The sequence below is a fragment of the Variovorax sp. HJSM1_2 genome, assembly GCF_049316285.1.
GTDB lineage: Bacteria > Pseudomonadota > Gammaproteobacteria > Burkholderiales > Burkholderiaceae_C > Rhodoferax_B.
The window spans coordinates 149,489-164,052 of sequence record NZ_JBMOXA010000005.1 but is presented as its reverse complement, the minus strand read 5'-3'; the positions used below and the strand labels follow the sequence as shown (position 1 = coordinate 164,052).

At 64.1% G+C, this 14,564-nt stretch carries 12 protein-coding genes; all 12 read right to left on the bottom strand.

What is annotated here, in order from left to right:
- Window positions 1-7 precede the first annotated feature (7 nt).
- Genes ACFQ95_RS07595 through rsmH form a run of 12 tightly spaced genes read right to left on the bottom strand, consistent with a single transcriptional unit; the run spans window position 8 to window position 14,562 of the window.
- Window positions 8-802 (bottom strand): cell division protein FtsQ/DivIB, encoded by a 795-nt coding sequence (locus tag ACFQ95_RS07595; protein WP_422830239.1) that lies wholly within the window; start codon window positions 800-802, stop codon window positions 8-10.
- Window positions 799-1,788 carry a D-alanine--D-alanine ligase gene (locus tag ACFQ95_RS07590; RefSeq protein ID WP_422830238.1) on the bottom strand — a complete coding sequence of 330 codons (990 nt, stop codon included), beginning with the start codon at window positions 1,786-1,788 and terminating at the stop codon, window positions 799-801. The genes ACFQ95_RS07595 and ACFQ95_RS07590 overlap by 4 nt, the downstream gene beginning before the upstream one ends.
- A complete protein-coding gene (gene murC / locus ACFQ95_RS07585) occupies window positions 1,785-3,218 on the bottom strand; it encodes a UDP-N-acetylmuramate--L-alanine ligase (RefSeq protein WP_422830237.1) in 1,434 nt (477 codons plus the stop codon). The genes ACFQ95_RS07590 and murC overlap by 4 nt, the downstream gene beginning before the upstream one ends.
- Window positions 3,215-4,333 carry an undecaprenyldiphospho-muramoylpentapeptide beta-N-acetylglucosaminyltransferase gene (gene murG, locus ACFQ95_RS07580; protein ID WP_422830236.1) on the bottom strand — a complete coding sequence of 373 codons (1,119 nt, stop codon included), beginning with the start codon at window positions 4,331-4,333 and terminating at the stop codon, window positions 3,215-3,217. The genes murC and murG overlap by 4 nt, the downstream gene beginning before the upstream one ends.
- Complete coding sequence (ftsW, locus tag ACFQ95_RS07575) at window positions 4,330-5,589, bottom strand: putative lipid II flippase FtsW (RefSeq protein WP_422830235.1); 1,260 nt, start codon at window positions 5,587-5,589, stop codon at window positions 4,330-4,332. Before ftsW ends, murG begins: the two co-directional genes overlap by 4 nt.
- Window positions 5,586-7,352: a UDP-N-acetylmuramoyl-L-alanine--D-glutamate ligase gene (gene murD, locus ACFQ95_RS07570; RefSeq protein ID WP_422830234.1), complete on the bottom strand. Its 1,767-nt coding sequence runs from the start codon at window positions 7,350-7,352 to the stop codon at window positions 5,586-5,588. Before murD ends, ftsW begins: the two co-directional genes overlap by 4 nt.
- A 4-nt stretch (window positions 7,353-7,356) precedes the next feature.
- On the bottom strand, window positions 7,357-8,535 hold the full coding sequence (gene mraY / locus ACFQ95_RS07565; protein ID WP_422830233.1) for a phospho-N-acetylmuramoyl-pentapeptide-transferase: 1,179 nt from the start codon (window positions 8,533-8,535) through the stop codon (window positions 7,357-7,359).
- Window positions 8,525-10,000 carry a UDP-N-acetylmuramoyl-tripeptide--D-alanyl-D-alanine ligase gene (locus ACFQ95_RS07560; protein ID WP_422830232.1) on the bottom strand — a complete coding sequence of 492 codons (1,476 nt, stop codon included), beginning with the start codon at window positions 9,998-10,000 and terminating at the stop codon, window positions 8,525-8,527. The genes mraY and ACFQ95_RS07560 overlap by 11 nt, the downstream gene beginning before the upstream one ends.
- A complete protein-coding gene (locus ACFQ95_RS07555) occupies window positions 9,997-11,502 on the bottom strand; it encodes a UDP-N-acetylmuramoyl-L-alanyl-D-glutamate--2,6-diaminopimelate ligase (protein ID WP_422830231.1) in 1,506 nt (501 codons plus the stop codon). The genes ACFQ95_RS07560 and ACFQ95_RS07555 overlap by 4 nt, the downstream gene beginning before the upstream one ends.
- Complete coding sequence (locus ACFQ95_RS07550) at window positions 11,502-13,262, bottom strand: peptidoglycan D,D-transpeptidase FtsI family protein (RefSeq protein ID WP_422830230.1); 1,761 nt, start codon at window positions 13,260-13,262, stop codon at window positions 11,502-11,504. The genes ACFQ95_RS07555 and ACFQ95_RS07550 overlap by 1 nt, the downstream gene beginning before the upstream one ends.
- Window positions 13,259-13,618 carry a cell division protein FtsL gene (gene ftsL / locus ACFQ95_RS07545; protein WP_422830229.1) on the bottom strand — a complete coding sequence of 120 codons (360 nt, stop codon included), beginning with the start codon at window positions 13,616-13,618 and terminating at the stop codon, window positions 13,259-13,261. Before ftsL ends, ACFQ95_RS07550 begins: the two co-directional genes overlap by 4 nt.
- Complete coding sequence (gene rsmH / locus ACFQ95_RS07540; RefSeq protein ID WP_422830228.1) at window positions 13,615-14,562, bottom strand: 16S rRNA (cytosine(1402)-N(4))-methyltransferase RsmH; 948 nt, start codon at window positions 14,560-14,562, stop codon at window positions 13,615-13,617. The genes ftsL and rsmH overlap by 4 nt, the downstream gene beginning before the upstream one ends.
- Window positions 14,563-14,564: the final 2 nt, after the last annotated feature.

Below are 14,564 nucleotides of genomic sequence, written 5' to 3'. Positions count from 1 at the left end.
GTTTCCCTTATTTCTTTCTGGGTGTGGGCAACGGTGAGGTCACCGTGGTCACACCATTCATGCGCAGCGCATAACCCTCGTCGTAGCGCAGGTCGGCCCGCTCTACTGCGTCTAGGGTCCGGCCATACTGGCTGGTGACCTGGGTCACCGTGCTTAAAAATCTTTGCAGGCGGCGCACCACGTCGTCGGCATTGCCCCGGCCAAGTTCGATCTCGGCGCCGCTTTCGGTCTTGGCCAGCCAACCGCCACGGTTGCTCAGACTCAGGTCTTCCAGCGTGGCGTCCAGCGGCTCGAACAGCGGCACCAACGTGCGGTACATGCCCAGCACCTGGCCCGCCTCGTCTATGGGACCGTTGAGGTGCGGCAGGTCTTCGCGGCCGGCTTCATCCACGTTGGCTTCAAAAATCTCGCCGTAGTTGTTCAACAGCTTGGACTCGCCATCCGGCCCCCAGAAGGCGGCGGCCTGGTGCTCCTGCAGCACCACGCGCAAGCGGTTGGGGAACTCACGGCGCACTTCGGCGCGGCGCACCCAGGGCACGGACTCGAAAGCGCTTTTCACCTCCATCAGGTCCACGGTGAAGAAGTTGCCGCGCAGCTTGGCGCCCACGTTGGCGTTGAGCGTCACCACGTTGTTGTGTGTGACATCGCCCAGCACCGAGATGCCGCGAATCGCAAACACCGGCTGGCGCAGACCCCACCACAACACACTGGCCAGCAGCGCGACGGCCATGCCCACAAACAGGACCGAAGCGGTCATGTTCATGAGCTTGACGTCGACAGGCATGGCCAGTGGTTTTCTCATGCGGCGGCGCCTCCAGCGGCGGGAGCGGCGTGGTCCAGGTGGTCGAGATAGTCGCGCGTCGCCCCCTGCAGCAGTTGCACACACAGTTCTTCGTAGGAGATGCCGGCCGCACGCGCCGACATGGGCACCAGCGAGTGGCCTGTCATGCCGGGAGAGGTATTGATCTCCAGCAGGTAGGGCTGGCGGGTGCTGGCGTCAATCATCACGTCGGCACGCGCCCAGCCACGGCAGCCCAGCGACAGATAGGCCTTGTGCACCAGCTCTTGAATGGCTTCTTCTTCGCCTTCCGGCAGACCGGCGGGCACCAGGTATTGGGTGTCGTCGGTAAAGTACTTGTTGTTGTAGTCGTAGTTGCCTTCGGGCGCCACGATGCGTATCACCGGCAACACGCGCGCAGAAGCCCCGGTGCCGAGGATGGGGCAGGTGACTTCGTCGCCGCGTATGAACTGCTCACACAACACCAGATCGTCGTGCTGCGCGGCCAGGCGGTAGGCTTCGGCGCATTGCTCGGCGGTGTAGACCTTGGTCAGGCCTATGGTGGAACCTTCACGCGCGGGCTTCACAATCATGGGCACACCCAACGCGGCAAAGGCCTGGCGCGTCGCCTCGGCGCTGTTGACTTCAAACCAGCCCGGCGTACGCAGCCCGTCGGCGCGCCAGATGCGCTTGGTCATGACCTTGTCAATGGCGATGCTGGAGGCCATCACACCCGAGCCGGTGTAGGGAATGCCGAGCAACTCCAGGGCGCCCTGCACCGTGCCGTCTTCACCAAAGCGGCCATGCAGCGCGATGAAGCAGCGCGCAAAACCGTCACGCTTGAGCTCGGTCAGATCACGCTCTGAGGGGTCGAACGCGTGTGCGTCCACACCCCGGCTGCGCAAGGCCTGCAGCACGCCGTTGCCCGACATCAGCGACACCTCGCGCTCGGCAGAAAACCCGCCCATCAGCACCGCCACCTTGCCCAGATTCAAGCCGTTTTGGCTCATACCGCCCCACCCTTCTGCGTAGATAGCTCTACTTTCGATAGCATCTCAACCACTTTGCCGGCCACGGCGCCAATCGAGCCCGCGCCCATGCACAACACCACGTCGCCCGCGCGCGCGTTCTCCGCAATCGCTTGCGGCATGGCCGCGATGTCGTCGACAAACACCGGCTCCACCTTGCCCGCCACACGCAGCGCACGTGTCAAGGCGCGGCCATCGGCGGCCACAATCGGCGCCTCGCCAGCGGGGTAGACCTCGGACAGCAGCACCACATCGGCGTCGCCAATGACTTTCACAAAATCTTCAAAACAGTCGCGTGTGCGGCTGTAGCGGTGCGGCTGGAATGCCAGTACCAGGCGCCGCCCAGGGAAGGCCCCGCGTGCGGCGGCCAGCGTGGCGGCCATCTCCACCGGGTGGTGGCCATAGTCGTCGATCACCGTGAAGCTGCCGCCATCGACCGCCGGCACCTCGCCATAAGGCTGGAAGCGCCGGCCCACGCCACGGAACTCGGCCAGGGCTTTTTGTACCGCCGCATCGGGCACGTTCAGCTCCACCGCGATGGCGATGGCCGACAAGGCATTCAGCACGTTGTGCCGACCGGCGAGGTTCAGCACCACGTCCAGATCGGGCAGCGTGACACCATTGCGCCGCTGCACCGTGAAGTGCATTTGACCGCCGACGGCGCGCACATTGATGGCGCGCACCTGGGCGGCTTCGTCAAAGCCGTAGCTGGTGACCGGGCAGGTGACTTGCGGCACGATCTCGCGCACCGCCGCATCGTCTATGCACAACACCGCCGTGCCGTAGAACGGCATGCGGTGCAGGAAGTCAACAAACGCCTTCTTCAGATTGCCGAAGTCATGGCCATAGGTTTCCATGTGGTCGGCGTCGATGTTGGTCACCACCGCCATCACCGGCAACAGGTTCAGGAACGAGGCGTCGGATTCGTCGGCCTCGACCACGATGTAGTCGCCGCTGCCCAGCCTGGCGTTGGCGCCGGCGCTGTTCAGCCGCCCGCCAATCACGTAGGTCGGGTCCAACCCGGCCTCGGCCAGCACACTCGCCACCAGGCTGGTGGTGGTGGTTTTGCCGTGGGTGCCGGCAATGGCAATGCCCTGCTTCAGGCGCATCAGCTCGGCCAGCATCAGCGCGCGTGGCACGACCGGAATATGTTTCTCGCGCGCCATCAGCACTTCGGGGTTGTCGGCCTTCACCGCCGTGCTGGTGACCACGGCGTCGGCCGCTGCCACGTTCTCTGCCGCATGGCCTATGGTGGTGGTGATGCCCAGGCTGTTCAGGCGGCGCAGCGTGGCGCTGTCGGCCAGGTCGGAGCCCGAAATCACGTAGCCCAGGTTAAACAGCACTTCGGCAATGCCGCTCATGCCTATGCCGCCAATGCCCACGAAGTGGATGTGTCGAATGGCGTGTTTCATGGGGTGTCTCCAGTCTTCACCTGCGCGGCCACAGCGGCTTGATCACCAGCCACCAGCGCAGCGCAGGCATCGGCCACCGCTTCTGCGGCGCCGAGTTTTTGCATCTTTTTAGCTTCCAAGGCACAGCGCAACAGCGCCGGCCGCTCTATTTTTTGCAGCTTTTCAGCCAGGCATTCGGCCGTCAGCGCCGATTGCTGCACCAGCCAGCCGGCGCCGTGGCCCACCAGGAACTGGGCGTTGGTGGTCTGGTGGTCGTCGACTGCGGCCGGGAAAGGCACAAACAAGGCCGCGGCGCCCACGGCCGCCAGTTCGGTCACGGTGCTGGCACCGGCGCGGCAGATCACCAGGTCGGCCTCGGCATAGGCTTTGGCCGTGTCGTCGATGAACGCGGTTAATTCGGCATCAACACCCGCCGCCGCATAGTTGGCGCGCAAGGCTTCGAGTTGTTTGGCGCCGCTTTGGTGAACCACCAGCGGACGCTGGTCGGCCGGGATCAAGGCCAAGGCCTGTGGCACCACTTCGTTGAGCGCACGCGCGCCCAGGCTACCGCCCACCACCAGCACCTTCAACGGGCCGCTGCGGCCGGTGAAACGTGTCACAGGGTCGGACTGGTGCAAAAACGCCTCGCGCAGCGGGTTGCCCACCCACTGCGCTTTGGGCAAGGCATTGGGAAAGGCCGTGAACACCCGGTCGGCCACCGCCGCCAGCGCTTTGTTGACCATGCCGGCCACCGAGTTCTGCTCGTGCAGCACCAAGGGCTTTTGCATCAGCACACCCATCATGCCGCCGGGAAAAGCGATGTAGCCGCCCAGGCCCACCACCACATCGGGCCGCACCCGGCGCACCACCTTCAGGCTTTGCCAGAAGGCGCGCAACAGGCGCAGCGGCAGCAGCGCCAGCGTCATGGCACCCTTGCCACGCACACCGGAGAAGTTGACCGGCTCGAACGCAAAACCGCGCGGCGGCACAAGTTGGCTTTCCATGCTGCCGGGCACACCCAGCCAGTGCACACGCCAGCCGCGTGCGCGCAGTGTCTCGGCCACGGCCAGGCCGGGGAAGATGTGGCCGCCAGTGCCGCCAGCCATGATCAAGGCGCAGGGTTGCTTGCTCGTCATACCCTGCCCCCATGCATCAACTGTCTGTTCTCATAGTCCACCCGGAGAACAACAGCAATCGCCACCACGTTCATCAATATCGCCGAACCGCCAAAACTCATCAGTGGCAGCGTCAGCCCCTTGGTCGGCAGTGCGCCCAGGTTCACGCCCATGTTGATGAAGGTCTGGAAGCCCATCCACACACCCACACCCTGCGCCACCAGCCCGGCAAACACACGGTCCAGCGCGATGGCCTGGCGGCCGATGTGCATCAGGCGGCGCGTGAGCCAGAAGAACAGGCCTATCACACAGACCACCCCCATCAGGCCGAACTCTTCGCCGATCACGGCGAGCAGGAAGTCGGTGTGCGCTTCGGGCAACCAGTGCAGTTTTTCGACACTGCCACCCAGGCCCACGCCAAAAATTTCGCCTCGGCCAATGGCGATCAGCGAGTGCGAGAGCTGGTAGCCCTTGCCCAGCGCGTATTTCTCGCCCCAGGGGTCGAGGTAGGCAAAGATACGCTCGCGGCGCCAATCGCTCAGCGCAATCATCAAACCAAAGGCCACCACCAGAATGGTTGCAATCAGGAAGAACATACGTGCGTTCACGCCGCCCAGGAACAGAATGCCCATGGCGATCACCGCGATCACCATGAAGGCGCCCATGTCGGGCTCGGCCAGCAGCAGCACACCCACCACGGCCACGGCCACACCCATGGGCATCACGGCGCGGAAGAAGTTCTCCTTCACGTCCATCTTGCGCACCATGTAGTTGGCGGCATAAAACAGGATCGCCAGCTTGGCCAGCTCCGACGGCTGAAAGTTCATCACGCCTAGCGAGATCCAGCGGCGTGCCCCGTTGACCCCTTTGCCGATGAACGGAATCAGCACCATGATCAGCAGCACCAGCGCAAACACAAACAACCACGGCGCCCAGCGCTCCCAGGTTTGCAGCGGCACCTGAAATGCCAGCAAGCCAAACAGAAACGCCACCACAATCGCAATCATGTGGCGCACCAGGAAGTGGGTGTGGGCGTAGTTGGCGAAGCGTGGGTTGTCCGGCATGGCAATGGAGGCCGAATAGACCATCACCAGGCCCCATGCCAACAGGGCTACGGTGACCCACAGCAGCGGCTGATCGAAACCTTTGACCAGCACCGGCTTGCTCGGCATACGCGAGAAACCGCTAGCCCCCAAACGCACGGGCAAGGCATCGGCCGCCGTCTTGGGCAAGCCCTTGAACCAAGTCGGCCACTGCAGTGACGAGAACAGGCTCATGCGTGACGCCCTTCGTCATCCGTGCCCAGGGCATCGTGGTCCTGCAACGCCTGCACCGCCGCCACAAACATCCTGGCGCGGTGCTCGTAGTTGTCGAACATGTCGAAGCTGGCGCAGGCCGGCGACATCAGCACGGCATCGCCCGGCTGCGCGCGCTGGGCCGCCAGCTTCACGGCTTGCGCCATGGATTCGGGGCTGCCACCGGCATCTTGCAGCGACACACCCGTGCCCTCCAGCGCAGCGCGAATCTGCGGCGCATCGCGGCCTATGAGCACCACCGCGCGTGCATAACGCGCCACGGGCTCGGCCAGCGGGCTGAAGTCCTGCCCCTTGCCGTCTCCCCCGAGAATCAGCACCACGCGGCGCTCGGCGCCCAGGCCGTTCATGGCCGCCACCGTGGCGCCCACGTTTGTGCCCTTGCTGTCGTCAAAATATTCCACATCACCGACCAGCGCGATGGACTCCACGCGGTGGGGTTCGCCGTGGTATTCACGCAGGCCAAATAACATGGGCGCGAGTGCACAGCCGGCGGATACCGCCAGCGCCAGCGCCGACAAGGCGTTGACGGCGTTGTGACGGCCGCGGATGCGCAGCGCATCGGCGGGCATCAGGCGCTGGATGTGCAGGTCTTCTGCGGCCTCGTTGCGTTTGCGTTTGGTTTCATCGGCCTCCAGCGCACGCACCAGCCAGGTCATGCCGTTCATGATTTCCAGGCCGAAGTCGCCGGGACGTTGTGGCATGTCGGCGCCGAAGGTCACATGTGCACGCAGCTGCGGCTTTTGCAGCTTCACCCGCACGGGCGGTGGCAGCATGGCCATCACCGCCGCATCGTCGCGGTTCAACAGCATCAAACCGTTGCGGCCGAACACACGTGCCTTGGCGGCCGCATAGGCCTCCATGCTGCCGTGCCAGTCGAGGTGGTCTTGCGAAAGATTCAGCACCGTGGCGGCCGTGGGCTCGAACTGGTTCGACGCGTCGAGCTGAAAGCTCGACAGCTCCAGCACCCAGACCTGTGGCATTTGGCACAGGTCGGGGGTCTTGTCCAGGTGTTCGCTCAGCGTGTCGAGCAGCGTGGGGCCGATGTTGCCGGCCACCGCCACGGTTTTGCCGGCACGCTCCACCAGTTGCCCGGTGAGTGAGGTCACGGTGGTTTTGCCGTTGGTGCCGGTGATGGCCAGCACCACGGGCTGGTAGCCTACGGGCACGGGTTCGGGTGCACGCAGGGTGATCAGCGGTTCGTCGGCATCAAAGCTGTCTTTGAGTTCGGCTTCGGCCGGGGCGTCTTCGGCCGCATCTTCAGCGACGTCTTCAGTCACCGCTTGTGCGACCGGCGCAGCCTCCACGACTGCCTCGTCAGCGGACTCGGCTGCGGCTGCAGCCTCTGCGGCAGCTTGCGCGGCGAGGATTTCCTGGCTCTGCAGGGTCAGGTCGCGGAGCGCCTGGCTGAACAAATCCAGCTCACCGCCCAACACCAGGCCCATGGCACGCGCCGCGTCCATCACAGGGGCCAGCGTTTGCGGCGTGAGGCCGGGTGAACGGTAGACCGCGCGGATCGGCGTGGCTTCCACCAAGGCAGCGCTAAACGCGCCACCGACAAACTGCGCACCCGGCACGTCGCGCTGCAAAGCGGCCAACTGCGGCGGGGCTTCACGGGTATCGGCCACGGTGACCACCGCCTCATGGCGCGCGCACCAGCGTGCCATCGCCAGGCCAGACGCGCCCAGGCCGAGGATCAGAACGTGGAGGTCTTTGAGGTGCAGCATGTGATCAGCGCAACTTCAAGGTCGACAGGCCGATGAGGCACAACAACATGGTGATGATCCAGAAGCGCACCACCACCTGGGTTTCTTTCCAGCCGCTCTTCTCAAAATGGTGGTGCAGCGGCGCCATCTTGAACAGACGCCGGCCTGTGCCAAAACGCTTCTTGGTGTATTTGAAGTAGCTCACCTGCAGCATCACCGACAAGGCTTCCACCACAAAGATGCCGCCCATGATGGCCAGCACAATTTCCTGGCGCACGATGACGGCGATGGTGCCCAAGGCGCCGCCCAGCGCCAGCGCGCCCACGTCGCCCATGAACACCTGCGCCGGATAGGCGTTGAACCACAGGAAGGCCAGGCCGGCACCGGCCATGGCGGCACAGAACACCAGCAACTCGCCAGCGCCCGGAATGTGCGGAAAGAACAGGTAGCGCGAAAACACCGCGCTGCCGCTGATGTAGGCAAACACACCCAGGGCCGAGCCCACCATCACCACCGGCATGATGGCCAGGCCGTCCAGACCGTCGGTCAGGTTCACCGCATTGCTGGAGCCGACGATGACCAGGTAGGTCATGATCACAAAACCGAGCACACCCAGCGGGTAGGTCACTTCCTTGAAGAACGGCACTTGCAGGCCGGCCTTGGGCGGCAGGTTCACATCAAAGCCCGACTGCACCCAGCTGAAGAAAAGCTCCATCACGCGCCAGTTGGAGTTCTCGGAAATGCTGAACACCAAATACAAAGCGGCCAACAGGCCGATGAGTGATTGCCAGAAGTATTTTTCGCGCGAGCGCATGCCCTCGGGGTCTTTGTTGACCACCTTTCTCCAGTCGTCCACCCAGCCAATGGCGCCGAAGCCAAAGGTCACCAACATGGTGATCCAGACAAAGCGGTTGGTCAGGTCAAACCACAACAAGGTGGAGATGGCAATGGTCAGCAGAATCAGCACCCCGCCCATGGTGGGTGTGCCTTGTTTGGCGAGGTGGGTTTCCATGCCATAACCACGGATAGGCTGGCCGACTTTGAGTTCGGCCAGCTTGCGAATCACAAACGGGCCGGCGAGCACACCGATGAGCAGCGCCGTCATGGCGGCCATCACCGCGCGGAAAGTCAGGTACTGGAAAACGCGAAAAAACCCGAACTCGGGCGACAGGGTTTGCAGCCATTGGGCCAGGCTAAGCAGCATGGGGCGGCTCCTTCATTTTTGTTGTTGTGGCAGATGCGGGGAGCGTATTGGGCTGGGTTTGGGATTGCACAAACTCGACCACGCGTGGCATCTGCATAAAACGAGAGCCTTTGACCAAAATACTCGCAACCTCGGGCAACATCGCGCGCACGGCGGCATTCAGCGCGTCGATGTTTTCAAAATGCTGGCCAGCGCCAAAACTGCTGGCCACGTGTAGCGCCAGCTCACCCAGCGTGAACACATGTTCGATGCCGACTTCGCGCGCGCGCAGGCCCATCTCGGTATGGAACTGCGGCCCCTGGTCACCCACTTCGCCCATGTCGCCCAGCACCAGCAGGCGTGGGCCGGGCAATGCAGCCAACACGTCTATGGCGGCCAGCACCGAATCGGGGTTGGCGTTGTAGCTGTCATCCACCAGGGTGATGGCGCGGCCCTGCCACGCCACGGGCAACGCACGTGAACGGCCCTTGACCGGCTCGAACGCCGCCAGGCCACGGCCAATGGCCTCCAGCGGCACACCCGCCGCCAAGGCACAAGCGGTGGCCGCCAAGGCATTCTTCACGTTGTGTTGGCCGGCGATGTGCAGTGTCAGCAGCAACGCACCAGCGGGCGTGTGCGCCGCGGCCTGCCAGGCGCTGTGTTCCCAGACCGGCTTGCCCGCCGCCGAAACATCGGCGCCCACATGTGCGCTGTTGTCCCAGGCAAAGGTGCTGCAGCGACGGCCCGCAGCCAGGCCACGCCACAGTTCGCAGTAGGGCTCATCGGCCGGAAACACGGCCACACCATCGGCTGGCAAGGCGGCGAACACTTCGCCGTTCTCCTGCGCCACGGCTTCCACCGTGGCCATGAACTCCATGTGTTCGCGCTGGGCGTTGTTCACCAGCGCCACCGTGGGCCTGGCCATCGCGGCCAGCTTGGCGATTTCGCCGGGGTGGTTCATGCCCAGTTCGACCACCGCGAGCTTGTGGCTGGCACGCAGGCGCAGCAGCGTGAGTGGCACACCAATGTCGTTGTTGTAGTTGCCCTGGGTGGCGAGCGAGGCGTCGGCCTCACCATCCACAGCCGCGCGCAGTATGGCCGCAATCATTTGCGTCACCGTGGTTTTGCCGTTGCTGCCGGTCACGGCGATCAGCGGCAGCGTGAACTGTGCGCGCCAGGCCGTGCCTAAGGCGCCGAGTGCAGCCAAGGTATCGGCCACCTCGATACACGGCAGGCCGTGCTGGGCAAAACCGCCACTGGCGCCAGGGTGGCACAAGGCCGCCACGGCACCACTGGCCTTGGCCTGGGCCAACATGTCGTTGGCGTCAAAACGTTCGCCGTGCAGCGCCACAAACAGGTCGCCGGGCTGCAGGCTACGGGTATCGGTATGTACACGCTTGATAGGCGTGTCGGCGGCGCCGAACAGGCGGCCGCCGGGGAGCCAGGCCAAGGCCTGCTCCAGGGTCATCATGATGGTGGCGCTCATGCCGAAGCACCTGTTTTCAAAACGGCGCGGCGCTCAAGAGCAGCCTGCGCGTGGGATTTATCGGAAAAAACGTGTTTCACGCCTGCAATTTCTTGTGTGGCTTCGTGGCCTTTGCCAGCCAGCAGCACCACGTCGCGTGCATCGGCCTGGGCCAGAGTCTCGGCAATGGCCAACGCACGATCGGCCTGCACCTGCACACCTGCGCGGTTGCACACGCCGAGCAGGATCTGGCTGATGATGGCCTCGGGCCGCTCACTGCGCGGGTTGTCGCTGGTCACCACCAGCACATCGCTTTGTTTTTCGGCCACGGCCGCCATCAGCGGGCGCTTGGCCGGATCGCGGTCGCCACCACAACCAAACACACACCACAGCTTGCCGCCGCGCGCCTTGGCCATGGGGCGCAGGGCCTGCAGGGCCTTGTCTAGCGCGTCGGGCGTGTGGGCGTAGTCAATCGCCACCAGGGGCTGGCCCAATTCGCTCAGGCAATCCATGCGGCCGGGCACGGGCGTGGCAAAGGCGCATACCCGCACCACCTCGGCCAGGGGCACACCCAGCGCACGCATGGCTGCCATCACACCCAGCATGTTGGCCACGTTGTAGAGGCCTATCAGCGGGGTGTCGACCAGGTGGCGCTCATCGCCCTCGGCAAGCGTGAAGCGCAGGCCAAGCGCGGAGTAGCCAATGTCCAGGGCGCGCAGACGTGCATCGCGTTCGCAGGACACGGTCCACACATCCAGGGCGCCATCGGCCAACTTTTGCGCCAGGGCTTCACCTTTGACGTCGTCCACATTCAGCACGGCGGCTTGCAGGCCGGGCCAGGTGAACAGCTCTTCCTTGGCCTGCCAGTAGGCGGCCATGCTGCCGTGGTAGTCGAGGTGGTCTTGTGTGAAATTGGTGAAGATGGCGACGCGGATCTTCGTGCCATCCAAGCGGCGCTCGGCAATGCCGATGGACGAGGCTTCGATGGCGCAGGCGCTGATGCCTTCGTCCACAAAACGGCGGAACTGCTGCTGCAGTTGCACGGGATTGGGCGTGGTCAGCCCGGTGGCCACCACATCGGGCGGAATGCCAATCCCCAAAGTGCCCATGACCGCACACGGAATGGGCGCAGGCAGCTCTACTTTCGAGAGCATCTGAGCCAACCACCAACTGGTGGAGGTTTTGCCATTGGTGCCGGTCACCGCCAGCACCGACAAGGCTTCAGACGGTTGGTTGTAATAAGCTGCGGCGATGGGGCCAGTGCTCGCCTTGAGCCCGGGGAAACTGGCCACACCACGCGTGCCGTCGAGTTGGAAGGCATCGCTGCCGGCTTGTTCGATCAGGCAGGCGGTAGCGCCGCTGGCCATCGCATTCGGCACAAAGGCACGACCGTCCACGGCCGCGCCGGGCCAGGCGATGAAGCCGTCGCCGGCCTGCACCTGGCGGCTGTCGACACGCAGCACGCCGGTGACGTGGCTGCGCAGCCAGGTCACCACGCCGTGTACCGAGTTCAGCGCCTGCATCAGAACGACTCCTCGACCGGGTTGGCGACGATCTGTGGTTTCACATCCATGTCCGGGGCCACGCCCATTTGGCGCAGGGTCTGCTGCACCACTTCACTGAACACGGGTGCGGCCACGGTGCCGCCGAAGTATTGGCCGGCACTGGGCTCGTCCAGCATCACGGCCACGATGACGCGGGGTTTGTCTATGGGCGCCATGCCGGTGAACCACGAGCGGTAGCGGTTGCTGGCGTAGCCCTTGCCGACTTGTTTGTGCGCCGTGCCGGACTTGCCGCCCACCGAATAACCCACGGTTTGCGCCTTCTGGCCGGTGCCGCCCGGGCCTGCCGCCATCTGCAGCATCTTGCGCACGGCGACCGCAGTCTTGGGCGAGAACACCCGTGTGCCCACCACCGGCTCGGTGCCCTTGAGCATGGTGGCCGGAATGATCTCGCCATCGTGCGAAAACGCGGTGTAGGAATGCGCCATCTGGAACAGCGAGGCCGACAGACCGTAGCCATAAGACATGGTGGCCTGCTCGATCGGGCGCCAGGTTTTCCACGGGCGCAGGCGGCCGGTCACGGCGCCGGGGAAGGTGATCTGCGGCTTCTGGCCAAAACCCACGGCGGTGAAGGTGTCCCACATTTCGTGCGGCGTCATACGCTGCGCGATCTTGGTGGCGCCCACGTTGCTCGACTTCTGGATAACACCTTCCACCGTCAACAAGCCGTAGTTGTGTGTGTCGGTGATGGTCGAGCCGGTAATGGTGAGACGGCCTGGCGAGGTGTCGATCAAGGATTGCGGCGTCACGCGGCCAGCCTCCAGCGCCATCGCCACGGTGATGGGCTTCATGGTGGAGCCGGGCTCGAAGGTATCGGTCAACGCACGGTTGCGCAGTTGCTCGCCGCTCAGGCGGCGGCGGTTGTTCGGGTCGTAGCTGGGATAGTTGGCCAGGGCCAGCACTTCACCGGTGATGGCGTCCATGACCACCACGCTGCCGGCTTTGGCCTTGTGCTGTATGACCGAGTCGCGCAGCTTCTGATAGGCGAAGAACTGCACCTTGCTGTCCACGCTGAGCTGTATGTCTTTGCCATCGACCGGCGGCACCTGGTCACCCACGTCTTCCACCACGCGGCCCAGGCGGTCCTTGATGACGCGGCGCGAGCCGGGCTTGCCGGCGAGTTCTTTGTCGAACGCCAGCTCCATGCCTTCCTGGCCATGGTCTTCCACATTGGTGAAACCCACCACGTGTGCGATGGGTTCACCTTCGGGGTATTCGCGTTTGTATTCGCGGCGCTGGTAAACACCTTTGATGCCCAGTGCGGCGATTTCCTGGGCAATCGGCTGGTCGACCTGGCGTTTGATCCAGACGAAGGTTTTGTCTTCGTTCTCCAGCTTCTTGTTCAGATCGGCCAGCGGCATTTCCAGCAAACGCGCCAAGGCCTTGAGCTTGGCCGGATCGCGGTCCACGTCTTCGGGAATGGCCCAAATGCTGGCGGCGATCACGCTGGACGCGAGGATCAAACCATTGCGATCCAGGATGCGGCCACGGTTGGCCGGCAACTCCAGCGTGCGCGCAAAACGCACCTCACCCTGGCGGATGAAGAAGTCGTTGCCAATCACCTGGATGTAGGCCGCGCGCGCGGTCAGCCCAATAAAGCCCAGCGCAATCATGGCCACCACAAACTTGCTGCGCCACACCGGCGTTTTGCTCGCCAGCAAGGGGCTGGAGGTATAACGCACGCTCACACTCGCGTTGCGGCTTCCGTTGCGGCGGCTCATTGCACTGGCCTCGCGGAATCGTTGCCTTGCAAGCCCTGCACACGGCCGGCGCTGGCGCCTGCCGCCGGGGCCTGGGTGGGTGCGGCGGCCTGGGCCTGCATGGTCACGTATTGGGTGATGGCGGGGCTGCTGGAGCGCATCTGCAGTTGTTCCTTGGCCAGCTTTTCCACCCGCAGCGGCGTGGCCTGGGTGCGCCGCTCGACCTGCAGGCGCTCGTTTTCCACCACCAGCTTGCGCGCCAGGGTGTTGGCGCGGTCCAGCTCGACAAACAGACTGCGCGACTCGTACTGGGTGTGCACCAGATACAGCGCACTCACCAGCACCGCCAGCAGCAGCATGAGGTTCAGACGCGTCATGCCACCTCCGTACGGATGGCCACACGCATCACCGCGCTGCGTGAGCGCGGGTTGCGGTCTACTTCGTCTTTGCTTGGTTTGATGCGGCCCAGCGCCTCCAGCTTCATGGCGGCAGGCTTGGCCAGCATCCAGTCGGGGGCGCGGCGGTCCACGGTTTCACGCGCATGTTTGGCGATGAACTGCTTGACGATGCGGTCTTCCAGCGAATGAAAGCTGATCACCACCAGGCGGCCGCCGGGCTGCAGCACACGCAGCGCGCCGTCTAGCGCTTGCTGGAGCTCTTCCAGCTCGGCATTGATGAAAATCCGAAAAGCTTGAAATGTGCGCGTGGCAGGGTTCTGGCCGGCCTCACGGGTCTTGACCGCACCAGCCACGAGCTCGGACAGCTCGGTAGTGGTTGTGATGGGGCCGCGCTCTGTTCGGCGAGCCACAATCGCCTTTGCAATCGGGCCAGCAAACCGTTCTTCGCCGTAGTCACGTATCACCTCTGCGATTTGTTGAACCTCTGCGGTAGCCAACCAGTCGGCCACACTTTCGCCGCGCGTGGTGTCCATACGCATGTCCAGCGGACCATTAAAACGAAAGCTGAAACCACGCGTGGGGTCGTCGATTTGCGGCGAACTCACGCCAATGTCCATCAGCAGGCCACTGACGCTGGCCTCGGGCAGTTCGCCCACGCTGCTGAAAGCCTGGTGGCGAATCGAAAAGCGCGGATCGACCACCGCAGCGGCGCTGGCAATCGCCATAGGGTCACGGTCGAAGGCGATCAGCCGGTCTTGCGGGCCCATGCGCGACAGCAGCAGGCGCGAATGCCCGCCGCGGCCAAAGGTCGCGTCCACGTAGGTCGCCGGGGAGCTAGCGTCCTGGGTGTGCTCCGGCTTGCGAAGGAGCGCATCCACAGCCTCCTCCAACAAGACGGTGGTGTGTGTGCTTGTGCTGTCCACCA

What these genes read in the sequence shown, in the direction of transcription:
- ACFQ95_RS07595 (WP_422830239.1), bottom strand. Translation starts at nt 802, where the DNA reads ATGAGAAAACCACTGGCCATGCCTGTCGACGTCAAGCTCATGAACATG.
- ACFQ95_RS07590 (WP_422830238.1), bottom strand. Translation starts at nt 1,788, where the DNA reads ATGAGCCAAAACGGCTTGAATCTGGGCAAGGTGGCGGTGCTGATGGGC.
- murC (WP_422830237.1), bottom strand. Translation starts at nt 3,218, where the DNA reads ATGAAACACGCCATTCGACACATCCACTTCGTGGGCATTGGCGGCATA.
- murG (WP_422830236.1), bottom strand. Translation starts at nt 4,333, where the DNA reads ATGACGAGCAAGCAACCCTGCGCCTTGATCATGGCTGGCGGCACTGGC.
- ftsW (WP_422830235.1), bottom strand. Translation starts at nt 5,589, where the DNA reads ATGAGCCTGTTCTCGTCACTGCAGTGGCCGACTTGGTTCAAGGGCTTG.
- murD (WP_422830234.1), bottom strand. Translation starts at nt 7,352, where the DNA reads ATGCTGCACCTCAAAGACCTCCACGTTCTGATCCTCGGCCTGGGCGCG.
- mraY (WP_422830233.1), bottom strand. Translation starts at nt 8,535, where the DNA reads ATGCTGCTTAGCCTGGCCCAATGGCTGCAAACCCTGTCGCCCGAGTTC.
- ACFQ95_RS07560 (WP_422830232.1), bottom strand. Translation starts at nt 10,000, where the DNA reads ATGAGCGCCACCATCATGATGACCCTGGAGCAGGCCTTGGCCTGGCTC.
- ACFQ95_RS07555 (WP_422830231.1), bottom strand. Translation starts at nt 11,502, where the DNA reads ATGCAGGCGCTGAACTCGGTACACGGCGTGGTGACCTGGCTGCGCAGC.
- ACFQ95_RS07550 (WP_422830230.1), bottom strand. Translation starts at nt 13,262, where the DNA reads ATGAGCCGCCGCAACGGAAGCCGCAACGCGAGTGTGAGCGTGCGTTAT.
- ftsL (WP_422830229.1), bottom strand. Translation starts at nt 13,618, where the DNA reads ATGACGCGTCTGAACCTCATGCTGCTGCTGGCGGTGCTGGTGAGTGCG.